Genomic DNA, 17,305 nt, shown 5'->3' with positions numbered 1-17,305 from the left:
GGCATGAAAAGTCATGCATAAATATCGGGACCTATGCATAGTCTTGCTGTATAGTCGTCTTCATGACTATTTCTGTTGCCGTTTCCGGCGCCAGCGGCTACGCCGGCGGCGAAGTTCTCCGGCTCCTGGCCGGCCACCCGGATGTCACCATCGGAGCCATCACGGCACACAGCAACGCCGGTTCCAGACTAGGCGAACTGCAGCCGCATCTCCATGGCCTGGCGAGCAGGATTCTCGAGGACACCAGCGTGGAGAACCTGTCCGGACACGACGTCGTGTTCCTGGCCCTCCCGCACGGTGCGTCCGCCGAGATTGCGGCCAAGCTGCCCGAAGGCACTGTAGTGATCGACGCCGGCGCGGACCACCGCCTGGAAGACGCCGCCGCGTGGGAAAAGTTCTACGGCTCCGACCACGCCGGAACGTGGCCCTACGGTCTGCCAGAGCTGCCGGGCCAGCGCGAGAAACTCAAGGGCGCCAACCGGATCGCCGTCCCGGGCTGCTACCCGACGTCGGCGCTGCTCGCCCTCACACCCGGGTTCGCCGGCGGCCTGCTCGAGGGGAACGACGTCGTCATCGTCTCCGCCTCCGGCACCTCCGGGGCCGGAAAGGCGGCAAAGGTAAACCTCATCGGCGCCGAGGTCATGGGTTCCATGAGCCCCTATGGCGTGGGCGGCGGCCACCGGCACACGCCCGAAATCGAGCAGGGCCTGTCCAACGCCTCCGGTGAGCCAGTCACGGTTTCCTTCACGCCCACCCTGGCGCCCATGAGCCGTGGCATCCTCACCACCGCCACCGCACGCGTCAAGCCCGGTGTCGGCTCCGAGGAACTTCGCCGTGCTTGGGCGGAGGCGTATGACGACGAGCCGTTCGTCCACCTGCTGCCTGAGGGCCAGTGGCCCACCACCAAGTCCGTGCAGGGCTCCAACCACGCGGCCATGCAGCTGGCGTTCGACGACCACGTCGGGCGCGTCATTGTCACGTGCGCCATCGACAACCTGACCAAAGGCACCGCCGGTGGAGCGGTGCAGTCCATGAACATTGCCCTTGGCTTGCCGGAGACCGCCGGCCTTAACCTGCAGGGAGTTGCCCCGTGACCGTTACCGCCCCCAAGGGATTCCGTGCCGCCGGTGTCACAGCCGGGCTCAAGGCCTCGGGTAACCCGGACCTCGCACTCGTGGTCAACGACGGACCGTCCAAGGCGGCAGCCGCCGTCTTCACCTCCAACCGGGTTGCCGCGGCCCCCGTCCACTGGTCGCGCCAGGTGGTCTCGGACGGCCGCGTTGACGCTGTGATCCTCAACTCCGGCGGCGCCAACGCCTGCACCGGCCCGCAGGGCTTCCAGAACACGCACACCACGGCCGAGAAAACGGCCGAGGTGCTGGGCCTTTCCGCCACCGATATCTTTGTCTGTTCCACCGGCCTGATCGGCGAGCAGCTGCCCATGGGCAAGATCGTCCCCGGCATCGACGCCGCGGCCGCCGCCCTGAGCGCCGACGGCGGTCCCGAAGCGGCCACTGCCATCATGACCACCGACACGGTGCCCAAGCAGGCCGTCTTCACCGGCGCCGACGCCGAAGGAAATGAATTCACCATCGGCGGCATCGCCAAGGGTGCCGGCATGCTGGCACCCGGGCTCGCCACCATGCTCGTGGTGCTCACCACCGATGCCGACGTGCAGCCGGAAATGCTCGACGTCGTCCTCCGCGACGCCACGCGCGTCACCTTTGACCGGGCAGACTCCGACGGCTGCATGTCCACCAACGACACCGTGGTGCTGCTCGCCTCCGGCGCTTCCAAGGCCGTCCCGTCAGCCGAGGCGTTCGGCCAGGGCCTTACCCAGGTCTGCGCTGAACTGGCCCGCAAGCTGATTGGCGACGCCGAGGGTGCCAGCCACGACATCGCGATCCGGACGTTCAACGCCGCCACGGAACGCGACGCGGAAACCGTCAGCCGCGCCGTGGCCCGCTCCAACCTCTTCAAAGCCGCCATCTTCGGCAAGGACCCCAACTGGGGCCGGGTGCTCTCCGCCGTGGGAACCACCGACGCCGTGTTCGAACCGGACCAGCTCAACGTGTCCATGAACGGCGTCCAGATCTGCCAGAACGGCGGCATCGGCCAGGACCGCAAGCTCGTGGACCTGGAACCACGCGAGGTGCTCGTGGAGATCGACCTGCAGGCCGGCGGGGCGGAAGCCACTATCTGGACCAACGACCTCACGCACGACTACGTCCACGAGAACAGCGCCTACTCAAGCTAGATCGGCCAGCAACCCTGGAGGACCAGCCGCATGAACACCCAGACCCGCGAGTCAACGTCCATGAGTGATGCCCAAGCCAAGGCCGGCACCCTCATCGAAGCCCTGCCGTGGATCCAGCGCTTCGCCGGAACCACCATGGTGATCAAGTACGGCGGCAACGCCATGGTCAACGACGAGCTGCGCCGCGCCTTCGCCGAGGACGTCGTCTTCCTCCACCACGTCGGCATCCACCCCGTGGTGGTGCACGGCGGCGGACCGCAGATCAACTCGATGCTGGGCAGGCTCGGCATCGAGTCGGAATTCAAGGGCGGCCTGCGCGTCACCACGCCCGAGGCGATGGACGTGGTGCGGATGGTCCTCACCGGCCAGGTGGGCCGTGAACTGGTAGGCCTGATCAACTCGCACGGGCCCTACGCCGTCGGCATGTCCGGTGAAGACGGCGGCCTGTTGCGTGCCGTCCGCACCGGCACCGTGGTTGACGGCGAGCAGGTGGACCTCGGGCTCGTGGGCGAAGTGGTGGGAGTGGACCCCGCCGGCATCGTGGACATTCTCGACGCCGGCCGGATCCCGGTGATCTCCACCGTCGCCCCGGAGATCACCGACGCCGGCGAGGGCGTGGCCGGCGCCGCGCGCTTCCAGCCCACCGGCCAGGTCCTGAACGTCAACGCGGACACCGCGGCGGCAGCTGTGGCCTCCGCCCTGGGCGCCTCGAAGCTGGTCATCCTGACCGACGTCGAAGGCCTCTACGCCAACTGGCCGGACAAGTCCTCGCTCATTTCGTCCCTGACGGCCTCCGAGCTGCGGGACATGCTGCCCAGGCTCGAATCAGGCATGATTCCCAAGATGGCCGCCTGCCTCAAGGCCATCGACGAGGGAGTGGAGCGGGCGCACATAGTGGACGGCCGCCTGCCCCACTCGATGCTTCTGGAAACTTTCACCACCGCCGGAATTGGCACCCAGGTCGTACCCGATGAGGACGTGAACGCATAGTGAGCAGCACTGAACTGAGCCATTCCGCTGAAGGCCGCAGCGGGGCCCCCATTGCTGCGGAGGCCGCCGTAACCACAATTGTCCCCACCAGCAGCGGCTCTGAGTGGCTGGCACGCTACTCGTCGTCGCTGATGGGTGTCTTCGGCACGCCCCAGCGGGTGCTGGTCCGCGGCGCGGGCTGCCTCGTCTGGGATGCCGACGGCAAGGAATACCTGGACCTCCTGGGCGGCATCGCCGTTAACGCGCTGGGCCACGCCCACCCGTTCGTGACCTCGGTGATCTCCAGCCAGCTGGCCACCCTGGGGCACGTCTCCAACTTCTTCACCAGCCCCACGCAGATCGCCCTGGCGGAAAAGCTGCTGGAGCTGAGCAAGGCACCGGCCGGCTCCAAGGTGTTCTTCACCAACTCGGGCACCGAGGCCAACGAGGCCGCCTTCAAGCTGGCCCGCCGGAACTCGGGGTCTCCCGCCGGTGGCGCCGAAGGCGGCAAGCCCCGCACCCGGATCATCGCGCTTGAAGGCGCATTCCACGGGCGGACCATGGGCGCACTCGCGCTCACGGCCAAGGAGGCCTACCGCACTCCCTTCGAGCCGGTGCCCGGCGGCGTCGAGCACATTCCGTTTGGGGACATCGAGGCCCTGCGCAACGCGGTGGACGACACCGTTGCTGCCGTTTTCCTGGAGCCGATCCAGGGCGAGGCAGGCGTCCGGCCCCTTCCGGCCGGCTACCTGAAGGCAGCCCGCGAGTTCACCGCCGAAGCCGGCGCCCTGCTGATCCTCGATGAGGTGCAGACCGGCATCGCACGCACGGGCAAGTGGCTGGCCAGCGAGGATGCCGGGATCGTGCCCGACGCCATCACCCTGGCCAAAGGCCTTGGCGGCGGTTTCCCCATCGGCGCGCTCGTCACGTTCGGTGAGAAGACGTCGTCGCTGCTCTCCGCCGGGCAGCATGGCACCACCTTCGGGGGGAACCCGGTGGCCACCGCCGCGGCACTGGCCACGCTGCACGCCATCGAAAGCCAGCAGGTGATGGACCACGTCCGCGTGGTGGGTGAGCATGTGCGGCAGGCGCTGGCCGCCGTCGACGGTGTCACAGAGGTGCGTGGCGAGGGACTGCTGATCGGCTTCGACCTGGATGCCGACGTCGCCCCGGCCGCCGTGACCGCTGCCCTGGACGCCGGCTTCATCATCAATAGCCCTGGCCCCCGCACGATCCGCCTGGCCCCGCCGCTCATCCTGACCACCGAGCAGGCGGACCGTTTCCTGGCCGCCCTTCCGGCCATCCTGCAAACTGCAAAGGACGCACAGTGACTTCCACCGGCACCATCCGCCACTTCCTCAAGGACACGGACCTCAGCCCTGCCGAGCAGGCGGAAGTCCTGGAACTCGCGGGCCGCATGAAGGCGGCGCCGTACAGCGTCCAGCCTTTCGCCGCCGAAGGCAGCGGCCGCAAGACCGTTGCGGTGATCTTCGACAAGACCTCCACCCGGACCCGGGTCTCCTTTGCCACCGGCGTGGCGGACATGGGCGGCAACGCCCTGATCATCAACCCGGGCGAGGCGCAGATCGGCCACAAGGAATCCGTCGAGGACACCGCCAAGGTGCTCGAGCGCATGGTTTCCACCATCGTGTGGCGGACCGGCGCGCACTCCGGCCTCGTCGCGATGGCCGAGAACTCAAAGGTTCCGGTCATCAATGCCCTGTGCGACGACTACCACCCCTGCCAGCTGCTGGCCGACCTGCTGACCGTCAAGGAGCACAAGGGTGAACTCAAGGGCCTCACCATGGCCTACCTTGGCGACGCCGCCAACAACATGGCCAACTCCTACCTCCTGGCAGGCGTCACCGCCGGCATTCACGTCCGCATCGCCGGTCCCGACGGCTACCTGCCCGCGGACGGCATCGTGGCGGCCGCCCGGGAACGTGCCGCCGAGACCGGCGGATCCGTGCTTATCACGACCGACGCGGCGGAGGCACTCAAGGGGGCCGACGTCGTGGCCACCGACACGTGGGTCTCCATGGGCCAGGAAGCCGAAAAGGAAGCACGGATGCAGCTCTTCCGTGAATACTCCGTGGACGAGGCCGCGCTGGCGCAGGCCGCCGCGGACGCCGTGGTGCTGCACTGCCTTCCCGCCTACCGCGGCTACGAAATCTCTGCCGGCGTGATTGACGGCCCGCAGTCGATCGTGTGGGACGAGGCCGAAAACCGCCTGCACGCGCAGAAGGGGCTCATGGCCTGGCTCATGCACCAGTCCGGACTGGCCGTCGTCGACGGACTGCGGCCCCTGGCAGGGCAGGCGTAGTTGTCCGTCCCCGCCCCCTCGCCCGGCGCCAGCCCGGCCACCAAGACCGCCCGCCAGGCGCGGATCACCGCGATCCTGACCGGCGAATCGGTGCGTTCCCAGGCTGAGCTTGCGGCGCTGCTCGCGGACGACGGCGTGCAGGTTACCCAGGCCACGCTGTCGCGTGACCTCGTGGAGCTTGGTGCCGTCCGCGTCCGGGGCAAGGAAGGCGTGCTGGTGTACGCCGTTCCCGGTGAAGGCGGGGAACGGGCGGCCAAAAGCGGGGTCAGCCAGGAAATCCTGGATGCCAGGCTGGCGCGGCTGTGCGGGGAACTGCTGGTCACGGCCGAGGCATCCGCCAACCTCGTGGTGCTCCGGACCCCGCCGGGCGCGGCGAACTTCCTCGCGCTTGCCATCGACCATTCCGTAATGCCCTCGATCCTGGGCACCATCGCCGGGGACGACACCGTGCTGCTCGTGGCCCGGGACCCGCTGGGCGGGCCGGAACTGGCTGCCCGCTTCCTGCAGCTCGCCGAGGAAGCCGGCCAGTAGCGCCTGGCCGCTGACTTTCAAGACAATCAAAAAACAGAAACAACAACTAAGGAGCATATTCCGTGACTGAGCGTATTGTTCTGGCCTACTCCGGTGGCCTGGATACTTCCGTAGCCATCGGCTGGATCGGTGAAGCCACCGGCGCCGAGGTCATCGCCGTGGCGGTCGACGTCGGACAGGGCGGCGAATCCCTGGAGACCATCCGCCAGCGCGCCCTCGGCTGCGGCGCCGTCGAGGCCTACGTGGCGGACGCGAGCGACGAGTTCGCCAACGAATACTGCGTGCCCACGCTGAAGGCCAACGCCCTCTACCAGGGGCACTACCCGCTGGTCTCCGCCATCTCCCGCCCGGTCATCGTCAAGCACCTGGTCAAGGCCGCCCGCGAATTCGGAGCCACCACCGTGGCCCACGGCTGCACCGGCAAGGGCAACGACCAGGTCCGCTTCGAAGTGGGCATCCAGACCCTCGGCCCGGACCTGAAGTGCATCGCCCCGGTCCGCGACCTCGCCCTGACCCGCGACAAGGCCATCGCCTTCGCCGAGGAAAAGGGTCTGCCGATCGAGACCACCAAGAAGAACCCGTACTCGATCGACCAGAACGTCTGGGGACGCGCCGTCGAAACCGGCTACCTCGAGGACATCTGGAACGCCCCCACCAAGGACATCTACGACTACACCGCCACGCCGGAATTCCCGCCGGCACCGGACGAGGTCACCATCTCCTTCGAAGCAGGCGTTCCGGTAGCGATCGACGGCGTCAGGGTCACCCCGCTGCAGGCCATCAAGGAACTGAACCGCCGCGCCGGTGCACAGGGCGTGGGCCGGATCGACGTCGTCGAGGACCGCCTGGTCGGCATCAAGTCCCGCGAAATCTACGAAGCCCCGGGAGCCATGGCGCTGATCACCGCGCACAAGCACCTTGAGGACATCACCATCGAGCGTGAGCAGGCGCGCTTCAAGGCCACTGTTGGCCAGCGGTGGGCCGAACTGGTCTACGACGGCCAGTGGTTCTCCCCCCTGAAGCGCTCCCTGGACGCCTTCATCGAGGACACCCAGAAGTACGTCACCGGCGACATCCGCATGGTGCTGCACGGCGGCCAGGCGATCGTCAACGGACGCCGCTCCGAGACCTCGCTCTACGACTTCGAGCTCGCCACCTACGACACCGGCGACACGTTCGACCAGTCCATGGCGCGCGGCTTCATCGAGCTGTGGGGCATGTCCGCCAAGGTTGCCTCCGGCCGCGACATCCGCGTCGCAGGAAAGTAAAAATCGGTGGTTGAGCCTGTCGAAACCTCGAAGACCGAAGCGACAAACACAGGTGCACTGTGGGGCGGCCGGTTCGCCGGCGGCCCCGCGGATGCCCTCGCGGCGCTGAGCAAGTCCACGCACTTTGACTGGCGGCTGGCCCGCTACGACATCGCCGGCTCCAAGGCGCACGCCCGCGTGCTGCACAAGGCCGGGCTGCTGGACGACGCCGAACTCGAAGGCATGCTCGCAGCCCTGGACCAGCTGGATGCGGACGTCGCCTCGGGCGCGTACCTGCCGGCGGAGTCCGACGAGGACGTGCACGGTTCCCTGGAGCGCGGGCTGATCGAGCGGGCCGGGACCCAGCTGGGCGGCAAGCTCCGGGCGGGGCGTTCCCGCAACGACCAGGTGGCCACCCTGGGCCGCATGTTCCTGCGCGACCACGCCCGGATCATCGCCCGCGGCGTGCTCGCCACCATCGACGCGCTGGTGGAGCAGGCGAAGGCGCACCAGGGCGTCGCCATGCCCGGCCGCACGCACCTGCAGCACGCCCAGCCTGTCCTGCTCAGCCACCACCTCCTGGCCCACGCCTGGGCGCTGCTGCGCGATGTGCAGCGGCTGCAGGACTGGGACAAGCGCGCCGGCGTCTCGCCGTACGGTTCGGGTGCCCTCGCCGGCTCGTCGCTGGGCCTTGACCCCGAGGCAGTTGCCGCGGACCTTGGCTTCTTCTCCGCTGTCCACAACTCGATCGACGGCACCGCTTCCCGCGACGTCTTCGCCGAGTTCGCGTGGGTGTGCTCCATGATCGGCGTGGACCTCTCACGCATCTCGGAGGAAGTCATCTTCTGGGCCACCAAGGAGTTCTCCTTCGTCACGCTGCACGATTCCTACTCCACGGGATCGTCCATCATGCCGCAGAAAAAGAACCCGGACGTGGCTGAGCTGGCCCGAGGCAAGGCCGGCCGCCTGATCGGCAACCTCACCGGCCTGCTGGCCACGCTGAAGGGCCTGCCGCTCGCGTACAACCGGGACCTGCAGGAGGACAAGGAGCCGGTGTTCGACGCCGCCGACACGCTGGAGCTGCTGCTGCCGGCCGTTTCGGGGATGATCGCCACGCTCAAGTTCAATGCGGACCGGATGGAAGCGCTGGCCCCGCAGGGCTTCGCGCTGGCCACCGACATCGCCGAGTGGCTGGTCCGCCAGGGCGTTCCCTTCCGCGAAGCGCACGAGCTCTCCGGCGCGGCCGTGAAGCAGGCTGAAAGCCGCGGCGTGGAGCTGTGGGACCTGACGGATGAGGAGTATGCCGCCATTTCGGAGCACCTCACCCCGGAGGTCCGCAGCGTCCTCAGCACGGAAGGTTCCCTCAACAGCCGGAACTCGCAGGGCGGAACGGCCCCGGCCGCCGTCGAACGCCAGCTTGCTGCGCTGGAAGGCGAGCTTAGCGGCGTCCGCGAGTACGCGGGCTAGCAGTTCACGTGCCGGGACCTTGGGTCTCGACGGCTCGACCACCGGTGGTCGAGCCGTCGGGACCCTTACCTGCGTTAACCCGAATTAACACTCCGCTACGATTGCGGCATGACCGCGATCACACCTGACGCCTTGCTCGCCGAGCTCCACAAAGCGGCCGACGCCGTTTCCTCCCTGGCGGCCAAACTCACCGAGGCCGACGTCCCGGCCCCCTCGGCCCTCCCGGGCTGGACCCGCGGACACGTCCTCGCGCACATCACCGGCATCTCCAACGCGATGGCCCGGCAGCTCGAATACGCCGCACGCGGGGAAACGGTGGAACTGTACGACGGCGGCTATGACGGCCGCACGAAGGCCATCGAAATGAATGCCGGGCATGCCCTGGAACAGCACCGCGCGGACCTGGACACAGCGCTGGAGCGGGCGCTGCGCGCCTTCGACTCGCTGGCGGCGGATGCTGGTGCCGCTTCCGGGAACGCTGCTGCGGCGGGTGCCGGCAGCTGGCATGCGCCCATCTCCTACCGCGGGGGAGTGGTGCTGGACGGTGGCTTCGCGCTCTGGCGCGAGCTGGTGATCCATGCCTCCGACCTCAACACCGGCCGCGGCTCGGAAACGTGGAGCAGGCCATTCTGTGAGCACCTGTTCTCCTTCCTCGCCGCGCGCGTGCCCGAGGACCAGAAACTGGTGCTGCAGCCGCTCGGCATGCCTCCCGTGACCATCGGGACCGGCGGCCGCTCCACGGTCATCAGCGGAATGATCACCGACATCGCCGCCTGGCTCGCCGGACGGGAACCGTCACTCGGCAGCCTGCGTGCCTCGGCCGCCGCCGACGGCGTGGACCTGCCGGAACTGCTGCCGTGGCCCGCCGGGGTTCCGGCGAAATAGCGGCCCACCCAGGGCCCGGCAGCTCAACCTGCGGCGAGTCCCTGCTTTTCCCGGGCCAGCAGGCTTTCCTTGATCCGCAGGCCCCAGCGGAAGCCGCCCATGGTGCCGTCCGTGCGGACCACGCGGTGGCATGGTACGAACAGCGCCGCCGCATTGAAGGCGCAGGCGCTGGCGGCGGCACGGACCGCCTTGGCGTTGCCGGACAGCTCCGCGTATTCGGTGTAAGTAACCGGCGCCCCCGGGCTGACGGTGCGGAGCACGTCCCAGGCGTGGGCGCGGAACGGGCCTGATTTCTGCAGGACAGGCACGCTCATGGCTGGAGCCGGATTGCCCGCGTAGAAGGCGTCCACGGCGGCCGAAATCGCGCCGAGGTGCTCCACCGCTTCGTAGGCGTCCGGCAGGAGCTCAGGATGGATCTGGCCCGTGAGGTCCCGGGGGTCGGCCGTCCAGCCGGAGGCGAGCACCACGCCGTCGCGGGCGATGATGGTGAACGGTCCGTCCGGCGTGGTCATGGTGAGCAGTTGGGCTTTCATTGTGCGGTCACTTTCATGGCACTGTCGGTTTCGTTGTCTGCGCCCCGCGGGCGGCGGGGGTTCGCGGATGCAGCCGCGGCTGCCCGCCAGAGATGCATGGTGGCGTACGAACGCCACGGGCTGAGTTCGCGGAAGTCCGGCGACGGCACGTCCGACGACGGCCCCGCGCCGCTTCCGGCAGCGCCACTTCCGGCAGTACCGCCGGGCAGCGCCCGGATTCCGTTGCGCACCGCGGCGTCGTTGGCGAGGAAGATGTCCGGCGCGCCGATGACCCGCATGGCCACATATCCCACGGTCCACGGCCCGATGCCGGGCTGCGGCAGCAGCTTGGCGGAAAGGCCGGCAAGATCGTCCCCGTAGCCAAGCTCCAGCTTGTTTTCGGCCAGTGCCGTGGCAACGGCCAGCAGAGACTCTATCCTGCGCCGCGGGCCGCGCAGCAGTTCCGCGCCGGCTCCGGCGATCTGCGCCGGCGTCGGGAACAGCCGGGAAAGTCCGTCGCCTGCGGCAGTGCTGGGGCTGCCGGCCTCGGCCAGCTGCGTGAGGGCCGTGCGTGCGGCGGCCACCGTGATCTGCTGCCCGACCATGGCCCGGACCAGCAGTTCCTGCGGATCCAGGGCGCCGGGCAGGCGGATCCCCGGCGCTGCCGCCACGGACGCCGAAAGCCGGGGGTCGGCGCCGAGCGCGCCATCGATGGCGACGGGATCAGCGTCGAGGTCAAAAAGCCGGCGTACTCTGCTCAGCAGGGCCGGCAGGTCCCGGAGGTCCACCGCGCCGATGGTGAGAATCAGCGGCCGCCGGTGCGGCCCGCCGTCGTACTTCACTGAATTATCCGACGCTGTGTCACCCAACGCTGTGTTGGCTAACGCTGTGTTGGCCAACGCTGCGCCGCCCGCTCCGGTGGCACCACCGGTGTGCTCAACGCTGAACCGAGCGCCACCGTGCGGAAGCTGCAGCGTGCGGGCATAGGACGTTGCGGTTCCGGCCTCGATTCCCGGGATGGCACGGACGGCAAGGAAACTGAACACGCCGGGGTCGAATGGCTCGCGGTAGGGGAGAGCCAGGGTGAGTGAGGTGCTTGCGCGGGCGGACGGATGGTGCCGTGCGGTGCTGCGCAGGGCGGTCGGCGTCATGTCGAACACCTCGGCCACGGTCTCGTTGAACTGGCGGACGCTGCTGAAACCCGCGGCGAAGGCCACGTCCGCAAGTTTCATCCCCGTGGACACCAGCAGCGTGCGCGCGGTCTGTGCCCTGCTGGCCCGGGCCAGGGACAGGGGACCGGCGCCGAGTTCATGGCTGAGGATCCGGTTCAGCTGGCGGGACGAATAGCCCAGTCTCGAGGCGAGCCCCTCAACGCCGTCGCGGTTGATCACGCCGTCGTTGATCAGCCGCATGGCCCGGCCGGCGATATCCGACCGGAGGTTCCAGGCCGGCGTGCCCGGCACGGCCTCCGGCAGGCAGCGCTTGCAGGCGCGGTAGCCGGCGTCGTGGGCGGCCGCGGAGGTTTCATAGAAGGTGACGTTCGCCGCCTTGGGCGTCCTCGCCGGGCATGACGGCCGGCAGTAAATGCCCGTGGTCCGCACCGCCGTGTAGAACTGCCCGTCGAAGCGGGTGTCCCGCGCGTCGATGGCGCGGTAGCGCTGCCAGAAGTCCATGACTCCATCCTGCCAGCCGCCAAGAGGCCGTGCTAGCGGAAATCGGACATGGCCGTGGAGCGGCTTCTTCGGGCCAGGTCCGGATAACAGACGCTTCGGTAGAGTCGGGGCATGACCACCAGCGGCCCTGTGCGGCAGTTCCTGTCCGGCGATGCCCGCGAAATAGCGCCGCTGCTCCTTGGTGCTGTCCTGACCCACGAGAGCGAGGAAGGTCCCGTTTCCGTCCGGATCACCGAACTCGAGGCCTACATGGGTCCCATCGATTCGCTGCACCCCGATCCCGGCTCCCACACGTACCGTGGCCCGACCCGCAGGAACGCCCCCATGTTCGGCCCAGCCGGCCACCTCTACGTCTACTTCACGTATGGCATGCACTACTGCGCCAACATCGTCTGTGGTCCGGCCGGCCACGCCTCGGCCGTCTTGCTGCGCGCCGGTGAAATCGTCGGCGGCCGCGAACTCGCGCTTGCCCGGCGGCCGACGTCGAAAGCCGCCAAGGATCTCGCCAGCGGACCGGCCCGGCTGGCCACAGCACTTGGACTGACCACCGAGGACAGCGGACGGGATGCCCTGGGCCCTCCGTTTGGCCTGTCACTGCCGCCGGCACCCGCCGCCCACGTCAGCACCGGGCCGCGGGTCGGCGTCGCCGGGCATGGCGGCACGCACGATTATCCGTGGCGGTTCTGGCTCACGGGCGACCCCACCGTGTCCCGTTACAAGGCTGCGAAGGCGCGCCCGCCGCGGGCGTAGGCTGGACGGGTGAACCACAGCGAACAAGCCCCTGCCCGCAGGCCCGTCCCCGTGGACGAACTCATTACCAGCCTCTGCGCGACCGTTCCGGACTACCCCAAGCCCGGAATCACCTTCAAGGACCTGACGCCCGTCTTCGCCGACGGCACCGCGTTCCGGGCAGTCGTTGACGCGCTCGTGGAACCGTTCAAGGGGCAGTTCGACGCCGTGGCAGGCGTCGAGGCACGGGGGTTCCTGCTCGCCGCCGCCGCGGCCTACGCCACCGGCACCGGTGTGGTGACAGTGCGGAAGGCCGGGAAGCTGCCGCGCGAGGTTTACTCCGAGGACTACGCCCTGGAATACGGCAACGCCACCCTGGAACTTCACACCACGGACCTGGCCCGCGGCAGCCGGGTGCTGATCCTGGACGACGTCCTCGCCACCGGCGGCACCCTCGGGGCAGCCGCCCGCCTGTTTGAGCGCTGCGGCGTCCACGTCTCGGGCGTGGGCGTGGTGATGGAACTCGGCGAGCTGCGCGGCCGCTCCGCGCTGGCCGGGCACCGTGTGCGGTCGCTGCTGCGACTCTGACGTTGCGGTCCGCGGGCCAGCCGTGGCTCTGGCTTACCAGGCTCTGACCAGCAGCCTCGTCGGTGAGCGGCGAAGCCGCGCCGTCAGATAACCTGCTGTAAGCAGCTCAACAGCCGCCACGTCAGCCGAAAAGGTTATAGAATGGACGGTCTGTCTTTTGCGATAGGGGAACGATGCTCGACGCCGATTTGGCCCACGAACGGGACTACGTAGCCGGTCTGTACACACGGCTTGATGAATTGCGCGAGGAAAAGCGCGCCCAGCTGGCCCAGGTGCGCCGCGCGGGAGCCGTCGGCACCATGCAGAACGTTTCCGAACGCGACGCCTTCGCGGCCCTGTACGAGGACCGCCTCGCCCAGCTCGACGCCGTCGACGACCGCCTGGTGTTCGGGCGGCTGGACCTGGACTCCGGGGAAGCGCAGTACATCGGCCGCATCGGGCTCACCACCGAGGACCTCGTCCGGCTCATGGTCGACTGGCGCGCGCCGGAGGCCGGCCACTTCTACCAGGCCACCGCGTTTGACCGGCAGGGCGTGCGCCGGCGCCGGCACCTGATCCTGCAGGGCCGCGAGGTCAAGGCCATCGAGGACGACGTCCTGGATGCCGACATGCTTTCCGACGCCGACTCGCTGCAGGGCGAGGGCGCCCTGCTGGCCGCACTTAACTCCAAGCGCACGGGCCGGATGTCGGACATCGTGGGCACCATCCAGTCCGAGCAGGACCGCATCATCCGGTCCTCCATCTCCGGCGCCCTGGTGGTCCAGGGCGGGCCGGGCACCGGCAAGACCGCCGTGGCCCTGCACCGCGCCGCCTATCTGCTGTACACCCACCGCGACCGGCTCAAGTCCGCCGGCGTGCTGCTGGTGGGCCCGTCGTCGTCGTTCATGAAATACATCGAACGCGTCCTGCCGTCGCTGGGTGAGACCGGCGTGGTCATGGCCAGCCTTGGCAGGCTCATGCCCGGCATCCATGCGGTGCCGGAACAGGAGGCGGACGTTGCCGCCATCAAGGGCCGGCTGGAAATGGCCGAGGTCATTGCCAATGCCGTGGCCAACCGGCAGCGCATTCCGGCCGAAAACCGGATCCTGGAAGTCGACGGCCGCAAGCTGACCCTCACGCCCCGCCAGGTCCGGCGCGCACGTGAACGCGCACGCTCCACCGGCAAGCCGCACAACGAGGCCCGCGTGACGTTCGTCAAGATCCTGCTCCGCGAGCTGACCGAGCAGATGACCGAACTCGTCGAGGCCGGCAACATCGGCAACAACGCCGACCGCTCGTACCTCGCCGAGGACGTGCGGACGTCCCGCGACGTGCGCATCGCGCTGAACCTGTGCTGGATGCCGATGACGCCCGAGAAGCTGGTGAACGAACTCCTCAGCAAGCCCGCCCTGCTCGAAGCCTGCACCCCCGGGTTCAATGCCAGGGAACGCGAGCTCCTGCTGCGGGCCCCCGATGCCCCCTGGACCGAGGCCGACGTACCCCTGCTCGACGAAGCTGCGGAACTCCTCGGTGAACTGGATCCGGCGGCAGGCCGCGGCCTCGCCCAGCAGGAGCAGGACCGGGCCCGCGCCCTGGCCAACGCTCGGCAGACCCTGGTGAACATGGAATCGGCCGGGGTCGATGTCCTGATGTCCGCCGAGGAACTCGTTGAACAGAACGAGGAACGCGAGGCGCGCCTGACGGCAGCCGAGCGCGCCACCAGCGACCGCACGTGGGCGTTCGGCCATATCGTCGTCGACGAGGCACAGGAACTCTCGCCCATGCAGTGGCGGCTCCTGGTCCGCCGTTGCCCGCTCAAGTCCTTCACCATCGTCGGGGATATCGCCCAGACCAGTTCCGTGGCCGGCGCGAAGTCCTGGCAGGGAGCCCTTGCCCCGATGTTCGGCGACCGCTGGCAGCTGGAGGAGCTCACGGTGAACTACCGCACGCCGTCGCAAATCGCCGAAGCGGCGGCCCGGATGGCCAACGCCGCCGGCCTGGTGGTTTCCGCACCGAAGGCCGTCCGGGAGGGCCGCTGGTCGCCGATAATCGACCGTGTGGAGCAGCCGGACATCGTGAGCCGGCTGGTGGAGGTCCTCCCCGAGGAGCTCGAAGCGCTCGACGGCGGCCTGCTGGCCGTGATTGCCGACGGGGACCTGCTGCGGAAGGCCACCGCCGCGCTGCGCGCGAAGTATGGCTCCCGGCTCGGCACGGGTGCCGGCAGTTACGAACAGGACGTGGTGGTCATCAGCCCGCGGGAAGCCAAGGGTCTTGAGTTCGACGGCGTCGTGGTCCTTGAAAAGAGCGCCATGCTGAACCACGAGCACGGCAGGGTCGGCGATCTGTACGTCGCCATGACCCGCCCCACCCAGCGGCTTCGGCTGATCGCGGCCGCGGACGTTCCGGCGGGCATCGAGCGTTAAGGTTTCCGGGCGGGCCCGGCCGTCGCGGCCCGGCCCGCCCGCTTGCCCTCCCCGAGGGTCCGGGTGGCGCTGACCCTGCTAACTTAGAAGGCGTGTCACAACTAAACGACCTCGAATCCCAGCAGAACGACCCCAGCTTCGCCAACATCTGGCAGGAGCTCAAATGGCGCGGCCTTGTCCATGTATCCACCGACGAGGTGGAACTGGAAAAGCTCCTCGCCGGGGAACCGGTCACTTATTACTGCGGATTCGACCCGACGGCGCCGAGCCTCCACCTGGGAAACCTGGTCCAGCTCCTGCTCATGAGGCGGCTCCAGCTGGCCGGCCACAAGCCCCTCGGTCTCGTGGGCGGCTCCACCGGGCTGATCGGCGATCCGCGTCCGACGGCGGAACGCACCCTGAATACCAAGGACACCGTTTCCGAGTGGGTCGGCTACCTGCAGGCCCAGGTCCGCCGCTTCCTCAGCTTCGACGGCGTCAACGCAGCCCGGATGGTCAACAACCTCGACTGGACCGCACCGCTGAGCGCGATCGACTTCCTTCGCGAGGTCGGCAAGCACTTCCGCGTGGGCACCATGCTCCGCAAGGACGCTGTGGCCTCACGCCTCAGCTCCGAGGAAGGCATCAGCTACACGGAATTCAGCTACCAGATCCTGCAGGGCATGGACTACCTCCAGCTCTACCGCGACTACGGCTGCATGCTGCAGACCGGCGGTTCGGACCAGTGGGGCAACCTCACCAGCGGCACCGAACTCATCCGCAAGGTGGAGGGCAAGACGGTCCATGCGCTGGGCACTCCGCTCATCACCAACGCCGACGGCACCAAGTTCGGCAAGAGCGAGGGCAACGCCATCTGGCTGGATTCCGCAATGGTCAGCCCGTACACCTTCTACCAGTTCTGGCTTAACACCGCCGATGCAGATGTCGTGGACCGGCTGAAGGTGTTCACCTTCCTCACCCGGGCCGAGATTGACGAGATTGCCGTGTCTGTCGCCGAGCGTCCGTTCGCCCGCGAAGGCCAGCGGAAGCTCGCCTACGAAGTGACGGCCCTGGTCCACGGAGCCGAAGCCACCGAAAAGGTCATTGCTGCTTCCGCGGCCGTTTTCGGCAACGGCGACCTGTCGGTGCTGGACGAGCAGACGCTTGCCGCGGCAACTGCAGAATTGCCGTCCGCTTCCGTGGACGGCACCGGGCTCGGCATCATCGACTTGCTGGTTGCCTCGGGGCTCTCGGACAGCAAGTCCGCCGCACGGCGTGTCGTCGGAGAGGGCGGTGCCTACGTCAACAACGCCAAGGTCACGGATCCTGACGCGGTGATCCCACCTTCCCAGCTGCTGCACGGCAAGTACCTGCTGCTTCGCCGGGGCAAGAAGAACCTGGCCACGGTTCAGGTGTCCGGCGCCTAGCACCGGAACAGGCAAAATGCACGCTCCTCCGCAGCCGATTTGCACGGCCGCGGGGGAGCGTGTAATGTCTTCTGAGTCGCCGCCGCTGAGCGGTGACAAACCCCCTTCACTGAGAAGCAATTCTTCAACTTCAAGCATGAATGAAGAAAAGCTTCCATTAGTGCTGGGTGGATTCATTCCACGAGGTGAATATCGGGTAAATAACCCGGATTTGCAAAGTGAAAATGAATGAAATAAGCTGGAAACATCGCAGCGAAGAAAAGCGAAAAGGCAAATTCGAGATGGTGATTCTTGAATTGTTTCGCGAGTATTCGAA

At 68.0% G+C, this 17,305-nt stretch carries 15 protein-coding genes; 13 read left to right on the top strand and 2 right to left on the bottom strand.

Annotation, left to right across the window (positions count from 1 at the left end; genetic code table 11):
* Positions 1-62 precede the first annotated feature (62 nt).
* The 9 genes from argC to ARGLB_RS02825 all read left to right on the top strand — a co-directional run bounded on the left by argC (position 63) and on the right by ARGLB_RS02825 (position 9,679).
* Positions 63-1,094, top strand: a complete 1,032-nt coding sequence (gene argC, locus ARGLB_RS02865) for an N-acetyl-gamma-glutamyl-phosphate reductase (RefSeq protein WP_003798689.1) — start codon at positions 63-65, stop codon at positions 1,092-1,094.
* Positions 1,091-2,257 (top strand): bifunctional glutamate N-acetyltransferase/amino-acid acetyltransferase ArgJ, encoded by a 1,167-nt coding sequence (argJ, locus tag ARGLB_RS02860; protein WP_003798686.1) that lies wholly within the window; start codon positions 1,091-1,093, stop codon positions 2,255-2,257. Before argC ends, argJ begins: the two co-directional genes overlap by 4 nt.
* Before the next feature lie 30 nt (positions 2,258-2,287).
* Positions 2,288-3,247, top strand: a complete 960-nt coding sequence (gene argB, locus ARGLB_RS02855; protein ID WP_003798684.1) for an acetylglutamate kinase — start codon at positions 2,288-2,290, stop codon at positions 3,245-3,247.
* A 50-nt stretch (positions 3,248-3,297) separates the two neighbouring features.
* Entirely contained in the window at positions 3,298-4,557 is a 1,260-nt protein-coding gene (locus ARGLB_RS02850; RefSeq protein WP_043417788.1) for an acetylornithine transaminase, read from the top strand.
* Complete coding sequence (gene argF, locus ARGLB_RS02845) at positions 4,554-5,549, top strand: ornithine carbamoyltransferase (protein ID WP_003798680.1); 996 nt, start codon at positions 4,554-4,556, stop codon at positions 5,547-5,549. Before ARGLB_RS02850 ends, argF begins: the two co-directional genes overlap by 4 nt.
* Entirely contained in the window at positions 5,550-6,080 is a 531-nt protein-coding gene (locus tag ARGLB_RS02840; RefSeq protein ID WP_003798679.1) for an arginine repressor, read from the top strand.
* 62 nt (positions 6,081-6,142) lie between these two features.
* The gene (locus ARGLB_RS02835) at positions 6,143-7,348 is read left to right on the top strand and encodes an argininosuccinate synthase (RefSeq protein ID WP_003798678.1); all 1,206 of its coding nucleotides are present in this window, start codon (positions 6,143-6,145) and stop codon (positions 7,346-7,348) included.
* Between the two features lie 6 nt (positions 7,349-7,354).
* Positions 7,355-8,794 carry an argininosuccinate lyase gene (gene argH, locus ARGLB_RS02830; RefSeq protein WP_003798677.1) on the top strand — a complete coding sequence of 480 codons (1,440 nt, stop codon included), beginning with the start codon at positions 7,355-7,357 and terminating at the stop codon, positions 8,792-8,794.
* Between the two features lie 108 nt (positions 8,795-8,902).
* A complete protein-coding gene (locus tag ARGLB_RS02825; RefSeq protein WP_003798674.1) occupies positions 8,903-9,679 on the top strand; it encodes a maleylpyruvate isomerase family mycothiol-dependent enzyme in 777 nt (258 codons plus the stop codon).
* A 23-nt stretch (positions 9,680-9,702) separates the two neighbouring features.
* Here ARGLB_RS02825 and ARGLB_RS02820 read toward each other — a convergent pair whose 3' ends face one another.
* Together ARGLB_RS02820 and ARGLB_RS02815 are read right to left on the bottom strand one after the other, a co-directional pair.
* Entirely contained in the window at positions 9,703-10,212 is a 510-nt protein-coding gene (locus ARGLB_RS02820) for a methylated-DNA--[protein]-cysteine S-methyltransferase (RefSeq protein ID WP_003798671.1), read from the bottom strand.
* Entirely contained in the window at positions 10,209-11,864 is a 1,656-nt protein-coding gene (locus tag ARGLB_RS02815) for a DNA-3-methyladenine glycosylase 2 family protein (RefSeq protein ID WP_003798669.1), read from the bottom strand. Before ARGLB_RS02815 ends, ARGLB_RS02820 begins: the two co-directional genes overlap by 4 nt.
* Positions 11,865-11,975: 111 nt before the next feature.
* On the opposite strand from ARGLB_RS02815, the gene ARGLB_RS02810 reads away from it, so the two are divergent.
* From ARGLB_RS02810 to tyrS, 4 genes are all read left to right on the top strand, one after another.
* Positions 11,976-12,614 carry a DNA-3-methyladenine glycosylase gene (locus ARGLB_RS02810; RefSeq protein ID WP_003798667.1) on the top strand — a complete coding sequence of 213 codons (639 nt, stop codon included), beginning with the start codon at positions 11,976-11,978 and terminating at the stop codon, positions 12,612-12,614.
* 9 nt (positions 12,615-12,623) lie between these two features.
* On the top strand, positions 12,624-13,181 hold the full coding sequence (locus ARGLB_RS02805; RefSeq protein ID WP_003798665.1) for an adenine phosphoribosyltransferase: 558 nt from the start codon (positions 12,624-12,626) through the stop codon (positions 13,179-13,181).
* Positions 13,182-13,354: 173 nt separating this feature from the next.
* Entirely contained in the window at positions 13,355-15,583 is a 2,229-nt protein-coding gene (locus tag ARGLB_RS02800) for a HelD family protein (RefSeq protein ID WP_003798664.1), read from the top strand.
* A gap of 92 nt (positions 15,584-15,675) precedes the next feature.
* A complete protein-coding gene (tyrS, locus tag ARGLB_RS02795; RefSeq protein ID WP_003798662.1) occupies positions 15,676-16,989 on the top strand; it encodes a tyrosine--tRNA ligase in 1,314 nt (437 codons plus the stop codon).
* Positions 16,990-17,305: the final 316 nt, after the last annotated feature.

The organism is Arthrobacter globiformis NBRC 12137 (assembly GCF_000238915.1).
Classification (GTDB): Bacteria; Actinomycetota; Actinomycetes; order Actinomycetales; family Micrococcaceae; genus Arthrobacter; species Arthrobacter globiformis.
The sequence above is the reverse complement of the archived record's forward strand: the minus strand, read 5'-3'. Positions and strand labels throughout refer to the sequence as shown.

Bases quoted from the DNA above. Each gene is read 5' to 3' on its own strand.
- argC (WP_003798689.1), top strand. From the start codon at position 63: ATGACTATTTCTGTTGCCGTTTCCGGCGCCAGCGGCTACGCCGGCGGC.
- argB (WP_003798684.1), top strand. From the start codon at position 2,288: ATGAACACCCAGACCCGCGAGTCAACGTCCATGAGTGATGCCCAAGCC.
- ARGLB_RS02825 (WP_003798674.1), top strand. From the start codon at position 8,903: ATGACCGCGATCACACCTGACGCCTTGCTCGCCGAGCTCCACAAAGCG.
- ARGLB_RS02820 (WP_003798671.1), bottom strand. From the start codon at position 10,212: ATGAAAGCCCAACTGCTCACCATGACCACGCCGGACGGACCGTTCACC.
- ARGLB_RS02815 (WP_003798669.1), bottom strand. From the start codon at position 11,864: ATGGACTTCTGGCAGCGCTACCGCGCCATCGACGCGCGGGACACCCGC.
- ARGLB_RS02810 (WP_003798667.1), top strand. From the start codon at position 11,976: ATGACCACCAGCGGCCCTGTGCGGCAGTTCCTGTCCGGCGATGCCCGC.
- ARGLB_RS02800 (WP_003798664.1), top strand. From the start codon at position 13,355: ATGCTCGACGCCGATTTGGCCCACGAACGGGACTACGTAGCCGGTCTG.